2 protein-coding genes are annotated in these 10055 nt (G+C 71.6%); both read right to left on the bottom strand.

Annotation, left to right across the window (positions count from 1 at the left end):
* On the bottom strand, positions 1-4487 hold a 4487-nt coding region (locus tag ABZ532_RS15690; protein WP_361282913.1), incomplete at its 3' end, for an amino acid adenylation domain-containing protein.
* 30 nt (positions 4488-4517) lie between these two features.
* A complete protein-coding gene (locus tag ABZ532_RS15685; protein ID WP_361282911.1) occupies positions 4518-10055 on the bottom strand; it encodes an amino acid adenylation domain-containing protein in 5538 nt (1845 codons plus the stop codon).

Genomic DNA, 10055 nt, shown 5'->3' with positions numbered 1-10055 from the left:
CGCTCGGCAAGGGTCCGGCATGCTCGCACGAAGTCGTCCAGAACCGCCTGCGCCGTACCCCGCGCGAACAGATCCGTCGCAAACTCCAGCGACACCTGAAGAGCACGGTCCCCCCCGACCTGTGGTTCTTCCACCATCAGTGTGACGTCGAACTTCGCCCTGCCTTCCTCCAGCGGAAGGCGTTCCACCGTCACGTCCCCCAGGTCTGCCTGGTCGCCCTGGGGAGTGTTCTGAAGGACGAACATGGTCTGGAAGATGGGGTTTCGGGCGAGGTCGCGGTCGGGTGCCAGTTCCTCGACGAGGCGTTCGAAGGGCACGTCTTGGTGGGCGAGGGCTTCCAGGGAGGTGTCGCGGACCTGTGCGAGCAGGTCGGTGAAGGGTCGGTGGGTGTCGACCCGGGTGCGGATCGGCAGGGTGTTGACGAAGAAGCCGATCAGGTTCTCGGTCTCGGTGCGGGACCGGTTGGCGACCGGTACGCCGACGACGACTTCGTCCTGGCCCGCCCGCCGTGCGAGCAGGGCGGCGTACACGGCCTGGAGCACCATGAACAACGTCGCGCCCTGCTCGCGGGCCAGATCGCTGAGGCGTGCCGCGGTGTCTGCGTCGATGAGCGCACGCAGATGGGCGCCGCGGTAGCTGGGGACGGCGGGGCGTGGGAAGTCCGCGGGGAGCTCGAGCACCGGTGGCGCGCCCGCGAGGGCGGTGCGCCAGTGGGCCAGCTGCTCTTCCAGGACGCCCGAGGCCAGCCACTGCCGCTGCCAGACCGCGAAGTCGGCGTACTGCACCGGCAGTTCCGGAAGCTCTTGGCCAGCGTAGGCGGCTTGGACCTCCCGCAGCAGCACACCCACCGACCAGCCGTCCGACACGATGTGGTGCATGCACACGGCCAGTACGGCTTCGTGTGTACCGGCCCTGGCCAGGATCCAGCGGGTGAGCGGGCCGTGCTCCAGGTCGAACGGACGGGCGGCGAGCTCGGCAGCCATCCTCTCGGCGGCGGTGAGCAGGTCTGCGGAATCGCTGAGACCGGTTTCCTGGAAGTCGATGAGGGGTTCGTCGCGGATGAGTTGTACGGGGCGTCCGTCGGTCTCGGCGAACACGGTTCGCAGTACTTCGTGGCGTCGTCCGACGGTGACGAGGGCGGCGCGCAGTCGCTCTGCGTCCAGGGGTCCGCGCAGCAGGACGACGGCGGGGACGTTGTAGGAGGCGCTGTCCGGCTCCAGCTGGTGCAGGAACCACATGCGCTGCTGTGCGTACGAGACTTCGAGCGGACCCGAACGCTCGACCCGCACCAGCGGCACCACCTCCACCGCTTGCGCGGCCACCACGGACTCCGCGAACCCGCCCACCACCGGCCGCTCGAACAGCGCCCGCAGGGGCAGGTTCAGACCCAGCCCCTCCCGCACGCGCGCTATCAGCTGCGTGGCGAGGAGTGAGTGGCCGCCGAGTTGGAAGAAGTCGTCCTCCAGGCCGACCCGCTCCACGCCCAGCACCTCCGCGAACACCGCCGCGACCTGCCGCTCCACCTCCGTACGAGGCTCCACGTACTCCGCACCGTCGACGAACACCGGCGCCGGAAGAGCCGCGCGGTCGATCTTGCCGTTGGGGGTGAGGGGGAGGGCGTCGAGCACGGAGATCGCCGACGGGACCATCGCGTCGGGAAGCGCGGCGACGGCCGCCGCGCGTACAGCGGTGACGCCGGCCGTGCCACTCACCCAGCCGGCCAGCCGGGACTGGCCGAGCTGGTCGGGAACCGACAGGACGACGGCATCCGTGACACCCTCGACGGCACGCAGCGCCGCCTCCACCTCGGCGAGCTCGATCCGCTGGCCGCGGATCTTGACCTGGTGATCGCGCCGCCCCAGGAACTCCAGCTGCCCGTCCGGCAGATACCGCACCACATCACCCGTGCGGTAGAGGCGTGCTCCCGGCACATCGGAGAACGGATCGGGGACGAACGCCGTCGCCGTGCGCCGGGGATCGCCCAGATAGCCGCGGCCCACCCCCGCCCCGCCGACCAGCAGCTCGCCGGGCACTCCCACCGGGACCCGCTCCAGCCATTCGTCCACCACGTACAGCCGGGTGCCGCCGATCGGCCGGCCGATGGCGAGACCTGGACGGTCACCCAGCTCGTCCGATGCGACCGTGCTCGCCACGCAGCAGCCGACCACGGTCTCGGTGGGCCCGTACTCGTTGACCACGCGGGCGTCCGGAGCGATGGTGAACAGACGGCGTACCAGTCCCGGCGGCAGTGCCTCACCACCGACGACAAAACAAGTCCGCAGCCCGGCGAGCCCGCCCGGGCGCACCAGCCCGCACACCGCCTCCAGGTGGGCGGGCGTCAGCTTCACCAGTGTGGGCCGGGTGGGCCCGGTGAGCGCACTGACCAGTCCTTCCAGTGGGGACGCCTCGTCCACCAGGTGGACACAGCCGCCGCTGGTGAGCGGCACCCACAGGCTGGTCACGGTCAGGTCGAAGCCGACGGTGGTGTGCAGGGGCGCGACCGGCGGCTCGTCGAGGCAGTACGCGGACGCTGCCCACGTCAGATAGTTGTGCAGCCCGGCCTGGGTGATCTGGACGCCCTTGGGGCGGCCGGTGGAGCCCGACGTGTACAGCACGTAGGCCAGGTCGTGAGCCGTGGACCCGGACGTTGCGGTGACCGGGCGGTCGGAGACGGGAGCCGTGGCGAGGGCGCGTACGTCCAGCACCGGTGCGGCGCCCGCCGTCAGGGCCGCGCCATAGCCGCCGGTTTCCAGGACGACCGCCGGGCGGGCGTCCGCGACGATCGCCTCCAGCCGGGCGGCGGGCTGCGCCGGGTCCAGCGGCACATACACGGCACCGCGCTTCCATACGGCCAGCAGCGCAGCGACCAGCTCCACGGAGCGTGGCACCGCCACGCCGACGACATCGGCACGGCCGACGCCCGCCTCCGCAAGGCCGGCCGCGACGCGGTCCGCCAGGGCGTCCAACTCCGCGTAGCACACGCGGCGTTCACCCTCGACGAGGGCGATGGCTTCCGGCGTTCGGACGGCATGGCGCACGAAGAGCGCCAGGGCACTGACGGCGCCGTCGTCTTCCAGTGGGCGGGCGGGACCGTTCGACCACTGCGCGAGTTGCAGCCGCTGTTCCGCGTCCACCGCGAGCAGGGCGGCCGCGGGGCTCTCGGGGGCGTGCGCTCCCTCGCGCAGGACGGCCAGGACCTGGCCGAGCAGGCGCTCGGCCGTGGCGCGAGCGAACAGGTCGGTGGCGTACTCCAGGCTCAGCTCCACACCGGCGGGGCCTTCATGCACGAACAGGGTCAGGTCGAACTTGGCGACGGCCGTCGGTACGTCGAAACGGTGAGCGGTCAGGCCCGGCGCGAGGTCGAAACCGCCGGGAGCGTTGTCCATGGCGATCATGGCCTGGAAGAGCGGGTTGCGGGACCGGTCGCGCCGGCCACCCAGCGTGCGGACGATCTCGCCGAACGGCACGTCGGCGTGGGCGAGCGCCTCCGTGGTCCGCTTTCGCACCTGGACCAGCAGATCGCCGAAGGACATCCCGCGGCGCCAGTCGGTCGGGATCACCAGGGTATTGGCGAAGAAGCCGATCAGCTCAGCCGTGTGCGGGTGATCCCGGCCTGCCGACGGGACACCGAGCCGGACCCGTGGCTGGGCGGCGTTACGGGCCAGCACGGACGCGAACGCGGCATGCGCCGCCATGAACAGCGTGGCGCCCTGACGTGCGGCCGTGGTCCGTACGGCGCGGGTGAGGTCCTCGGCGATCACGGCGGTGACACGGTCACCCGCGAAGGACGGCACCCTGGGACGCGCACGGTCCGTGGGCAGTTCCAGCACCAGTTCCTGGTCGTCCAGGACCCCGCGCCAGTGGTCGAGTTGCTTGTCCTGGACGCCGGAGCCGAGCCACTCGTCGTGCCAGACGGCGAAGTCGGCGTACTGGAGGGCGGGCGGCGACAGCAGGGCGTTCCCGTCGGCCCCAGCCAGCTCGGCCAGGTACAGAACGGTCAGCTCCTTGATGAACACGCCCATGGACCAGCCGTCGGTGACGATGTGGTGCATGAGCAGGGAGACCACGTGGTCGTCGTCCTCCAGGCGGTGGACGGCGATCCGCAGCAGCGGCCCCTCCTCCAGGTCGAACGGCTCCGCCGCCCTGCGCGCGCACTCCTCGCGGCACGCGGCGGCTGCCCCCTCGCCCAGCTCGCCGAAATCCAGGTGGTCCACCGTGGGGCGCAGTGCCGCCAGAGGGTGGATCACCTGGGACACCCGGCCGTCGGCGACGGTGAACGTGGTCCGCAGAATCTCGTGCCGCTCGCACAGCGCGTGAAGAGCGCGCTCGAGTGCGCCCGTGTCCAACTGCCCGGTCAGCCGCATGGCGGCCGGCACGTTGTACGCCGTGGACGTCGGGTCGAGCTCCACGAGCAGCCACAGGCCGACCTGCGCCGGGGACGCCGGCATGACATAGACCTGCCCCGAGTTCATCTGGTCCTCGCTCACAATCGTTGGTCCGTGTTGCTGGGGGAGTGGCTAGGCCCGGTCGGGTCGCGCGTAGGCAGCTCGCGGTACCGCGGTCGGCCCGGTGGGCGGGCCGGCACTCCCGGACACAGCCGCGGCCGCACTCGCGGATTCGCCGCCGCTGCCGCTGCGTTCGGCGATCTGCTGGGCCACGGCGCGTGCGGTGGGGTCGTTGAACAGTTCGTTGAGTGCGAGGTCGACTTCGTAGCGCTGTTTGATCTGTGCGAGGAGGCGGATGGCGAGGAGTGAGTGGCCGCCGATTTCGAAGAAGTTGTCGTCGGGGTCGACTTCGGACCGGCTGAGGACTTCGGCGAGCATCGCCACGATCTCCGCCTGCAGCCCCGCCGCCGGGTCCGGAGCCGCAGCAGTGGCTTCGGTGGTTCTGCGTTCGGCGATCTGCTGGGCCACGGCGCGTGCGGTGGGGTCGTTGAACAGTTCGTTGAGTGCGAGGTCGACTTCGTAGCGCTGTTTGATCTGTGCGAGGAGGCGGATGGCGAGGAGTGAGTGGCCGCCGATTTCGAAGAAGTTGTCGTCGGGGTCGACTTCGGACCGGCTGAGGACTTCGGCGAGCATCGCCACGATCTCCGCCTCCAGCCCCGCCGCCCCGTCCGTCGCCGCCCCGCCCGTCGCACCGTCGCCTTCCGGCAGCCGCAGCGCCGCGCGGTCGATCTTGCGGTTGGGGTTCTTGGGCAGCTCGTCCAGCCGGACGAGGCGGGCGGGCACCATGTACTCGGGCAGACGGTCGGCGAGGTGCCCCGCCAGTTCATCCGCCGTCGGAGTACCGGCGTAGTACGCCACCAGCCGCTTCTCCCCGGTGGACTCGTCGACCACGGTGACCGCCTCCAGCACACCCGGGTGCGCGGTGAACGCGGCGTCGATGTCCCCGAGTTCGATTCGGAATCCGCGCACCTTCACCTGGAAGTCGACACGACCCAGGAAGTCGATGGTGCCGTCCGGCAGCCAGCGGGCCAGGTCCCCCGAGGCGTACATACGCGTCCCGGGCACCTCGGTGAACGGGTCGGGCAGGAACTTCTCCGCCGTCAGCCCGGGGTTGTCCAGATAGCCGCGGCCGAGCCCGTCCCCGCCGATGTACAGCTGCCCCGGCACGCCGATCGGCACCGGGTTCAGCCGCTCGTCGAGCACGTACACCTGGGTGTTGGCGATCGGGCCGCCGATCGGCAGTCGCCAGACGTCGTCCGGCACATGGGCCAGGGGCTGCGTCGTGGCGAAGGTGGTCGACTCGGTGGGGCCGTAGCCGTTCGTCAGCAGCGGGCCGCCGAGCGCGGCGATCTCACGGGCACGCTTGGGGTCCATCGAGTCGCCGCCCACCAGCAGCTGGCGGGTGGAGGCGAAGGTGGCCGGGTCGTAGCCGACGACCTGGGTGAACAGCGGCGTCGCCATGACGACGGTGTGGATGTCGTTGTCGCGCAGTGCCGCGGCCAGCTGCGGCGGTGACAGCACGGTGTCCTTGCCGAAGCCGACGAGCTGGCCGCCGTTCAGCAGCGCGCCCCAGATCTCCAGGGTGGCGGCGTCGAAGGCGGTGTTGGACAGCTGGGCGATCCGGTCGCCGGGCTCCAGGGTGAGGTAGTTGGTGTCGCGCACCAGCCGGACAACATTGCGGTGGGTGATGCAGATGCCCTTCGGCGCACCGGAGGATCCCGAGGTGTACATCACGTACAGCAGCCCGTCAGGACCCGGGCCGTGCGCCACCGGGCCGTCGTGCGACGCGTCACCGGCGGTCCCGGGATTCATGAAGTCGCGGGGCACCAGCCGCGGCAGCTCCGAGTCGATCCCGGCGAGCGCGTCGTCGCCGCCCGGGACGAGCAGCACGGCCGGCCGCGACTCGTCCAGGATGCGCCGCAGCCGCTGCGGCGGGTGGGCCGGATCCAGCGGTACGTACGCGCCGCCCGCCTTCGCGATGGCGAGCATGGCCACGACGACCGCCGCATCGCGGTCCACGTGCAGGCCGACCGGTGTCTCCGCGACCACGCCGAGTTCGCGCAGACGCCGGGCCAGGGCGCCCGAGACCCGGTCCAGCTCCCGGTAGGTGTAGGTCAGTTCGCCATAGGTGAGGGCGGGCGCGTCGGGCTGCCGGGCGACCTGCTCGGCGAAGAGCTCCGGGACGGTCCGGGTACGCGGGTAGTCGGTCGCGGTGGAGTTCCACTTGGCGATCTGGCGCAGCTCCTGCGCACCGGCGGAGGGGATCGCGGCGAGCGGTGCGTCCGGGGTGTCGGCAAGGCGCGCGGCCAGGTCGGCGAAGCCGGCCCCCAGGCGTTCGACGGTCTCGCGGTCGAAGAGATCGGTGGAGAAGTTGATTCCGGCTTCGAGGTGGTCACCGACCTCGGTGACCACCATCGTCAGGTCGATCTGGGCGGTGCGCCGGACCAGGTCGAGGGACTGGCCCTCCAGGTCGCCGATCCGCACACGGGTGCCGGGGCGGCCGAAGTTGAGCGCCGCCAGGTCCTCCCCGCCGACCAGGTGCGACTTGGTCAGGCTGAACATCACCTGGTAGCCGGGCGGACGGGAGGCCTCCCTGGCCAGGCCGAGCCGCTCGACGAGCACGGGGAAGGGCAGGTCCTGGTGGCGCATGGCCCCGGCGACCGTCCGCCGGGTTTCGCGGAGCTGGTCGGTGAAGCTGCGCGACCCGTCCATACGCGAGCGGATCAGCACCGGGTTGACGAAGTAGCCCACCACACGGTGCAGTTCGGGGTTGGTGCGGCCGGAGGCGGGCACACCGATGAGGAAGTCGTCCTCGCGCGTGTAGCGGTGGACCAGCGTCTGGAAGACCGCCAGCAGCGTCACGAACAGCGTGGTGCCCTCGGCGGTGGCCCGTCGGCGCAGCGCCGCCGTGGTGGCCGCGTCGAGCTCCAGGGTGACCGAGTCTCCGGCGTATGTCTGGACCGCGGGGCGCGGACGGTCGGTGGGCAGTTCCAGGACGGGATTGCAGCCCTCGAGCTCACGGTTCCAGTACTCCCACAGCCGCTGCCCCCGTGGGGTGTCCAGCATCGCCTGCTGCTGGTGGGCCAGATCGGCGTAGCGCGCCGTCGGGGGCGCGGGCAGCGTCGTCTCACGGCCGGTCCGCAACGCGTACAGCCGTCCCAGCTCGTCGGTGAGGACCGCCAGCGACCACATGTCGACGGCGATGTGGTGCACGACGAGCGACAGCACGTCGCCGCCGGGCCTGCGCAGCAGCACGACCTGGAGGACCCGGCCCCGCGTCAGGTCCAGCCGCTCGCCGGCGATCTCGCGCCGCAGCCGCCGCTCCAGCTCCCCGTCGTCGAGGTGTGCGGCGTCCTCGACGCTGAACGACACCTGCTGGTCCCCGAGGACTTCCTGGTACGACTCGCCGTCGTCCGCCCAGTGCAGCGCGGTGCGCAGCGCGGGATGCCGGTCGACCAGCTCCTGGAATGCCTGGCGCAGCGCGTCGGCGTCCACGTCGTGCAGGAACCGCAGCGCGGCATAGATGTGCTGGACCGCGGTGTCCGGATGCTGGCGCTCCAGGATCCACAGCGCCCGCTGATTGACGGCCAGGGGAATGCGCCCGCCGGAGACGGGCTCCGGGACCGGGGTGGGAGCCTCGGCCGGGGCTTCGATCAGCAGGTCGTTGACGCTCGCGCCCGCCAGCAGGGCCTCCAGGGACACCTCCAGGCCGGTGGCGTCCTCGACGGCGGCCTTCAGCTCGATCGCGGCGAGCGAGTCCAGCCCCTGGGCGGCCAGTGGCAGGGCGGGGTCCACGGTGGTGCGCAGCCTGCTGCTCGCCAGGGCAAGCACGGTCTCGCGGGCGGTCTCCTGCCACAGGTGCTCGGGCAGTGTGGCGAGACCGGCGGCACGGCCCGCGTCCCAGCGGTGTACGACCTTCAGCGAACCGCCGACGAGCATGGCACGGGTCTGGGAGCGCTGGATCTTGCCGCTGGTGGTGCGGGGGATGTGGCCGGGGCGCACGAAGACGATCGTGCCGGGCGTCACGCCGTGCTCCCGGGCGAGCCCGGACCGGACCAGGGTGGTGACCTCGGAGATCTCGTCGGTGCGGTGGGCGGTCGCCGTCTCCAGGACCAGGCAGACCTCCTCACTGCCGTCGGTGTCCAGCGAGAAGGCGGCCGCGCCGCGGCGCAGGGAGGCGTGCGCGTCGAGGGCCGCCTGCTCCAGGTCCTGCGGATAGTGGTTGCGGCCGCGTACGACGATCAGGTCCTTGCTGCGTCCGGTGACGAAGAGCTGGCCGTCGTGGAGGAAGCCGAGGTCGCCCGTGCGCAGATGGGTCCGGTCGCTGCCCGGGTGGGTTGCGCCGAAGGTGGCGTGCTCCGTGTCGTCGCGCCCCCAGTAGCCGGCGGCGACGTTGTCGCCGGAGGCCCGGATCTCGCCGACGGTGCCCGGCGGGCACGCTTCCCCGGACTCGGGGTCGACAACGGTCACGTCCAGGTCCACGGCGATCGGGCCGCAGCCGACGACCGGCAGGCCCTGGTCGTCCGGGACCGCCCGGCGCCCGGGGGCGAGCGAGTCCGTGTCGAAGGTGTGGGCGACCGGCGCCCCGCCGACCCTGCGGCCGGAGACCATCAGTGTGGCCTCGGCCAGCCCATAGCAGGGGAAGAAGGAACCTGCGTCGAAACCGTGGGGGGCCATGCGGCGGGCGAACCGCTCCAGGGTCCTGGCACGGACCGGTTCGGCGCCATTGAAGGCGACGTTCCAGCGCGACAGGTCGAGCCCGGCGAGGTCCTCCTCCGGAATGCGGTCGACGCACAGGTCGTACGCGAAGTTCGGTCCGCCGCTGATCCGGGCGCCGCGCTCGGATATCAGCTGAAGCCAGCGCAGCGGACGGGTGATGAAGGAGACGGGCGAGAACAGCGTGGCGGTGGCCCCGGCGAAGACCGGCTGGAGGATGCCGCCGATGAGGCCCATGTCGTGGTACGGAGGCAGCCAGCTGACCACGGGGGTGCCGGGGGTGGTGCCGAACCGCTCCTGGATCTGGCGGGAGTTGACCACGAGGTTCCGGTGGGTGACCACGACACCCCGCGGTGTGGCCGTGGAACCGGAGGTGTACTGGAGGAACGCGACCGTGTCACCGTCGATGGACGGCCGGCGCCAGTCGCCGGGCTCGGGCATTTCGCCGTCGACGGCGATGAGCGGCAGGCCGGGGATGCCGGCCGTCTCCACCAGCTCGGCCGGGTCGGCCGCCACACTGCCGGGCACGAGCGCGGCGGCCGGGGCGGAGTCGGCGAGGACGGCGCGGTGCCGGGCCGAGTAACTGCCCTTGCTCGGCGGGTAGAGCGGCACGGCGATGGCACCGGCGTAGAGGCAGCCGAGGAAGGAAGCCACGTAGTCCAGGCCGGGGGGCAGCAGCACCAGGACCCGGTCGCCCGGAGCCACGCGCCCGGCCAGCAGGGCGCCGATGGCCCGTGCCCGGTCGTGCAGTTCGGCAAAGGCCAGGGTGGTGGGCCCGGTGCCGCCCGCGGCGCTGTCCGGGGTGATGAACTCGAACGCCGTGCCCGTGGACAGGGCTGCGCGCTCGGTGACCACGTCGACGAAGGTCGGGGCGTGGAGGATGGACTGCTCCAT

It is taken from the genome of Streptomyces sp. NPDC019396 (assembly GCF_040632375.1).
GTDB lineage: Bacteria > Actinomycetota > Actinomycetes > Streptomycetales > Streptomycetaceae > Streptomyces.
Note: the sequence above shows the minus strand (reverse complement) of the source record. Positions and strands in the feature narration are given on the sequence as shown.

Bases quoted from the DNA above. Each gene is read 5' to 3' on its own strand.
- ABZ532_RS15685 (WP_361282911.1), bottom strand. From the start codon at position 10,055: ATGGAGCAGTCCATCCTCCACGCCCCGACCTTCGTCGACGTGGTCACC.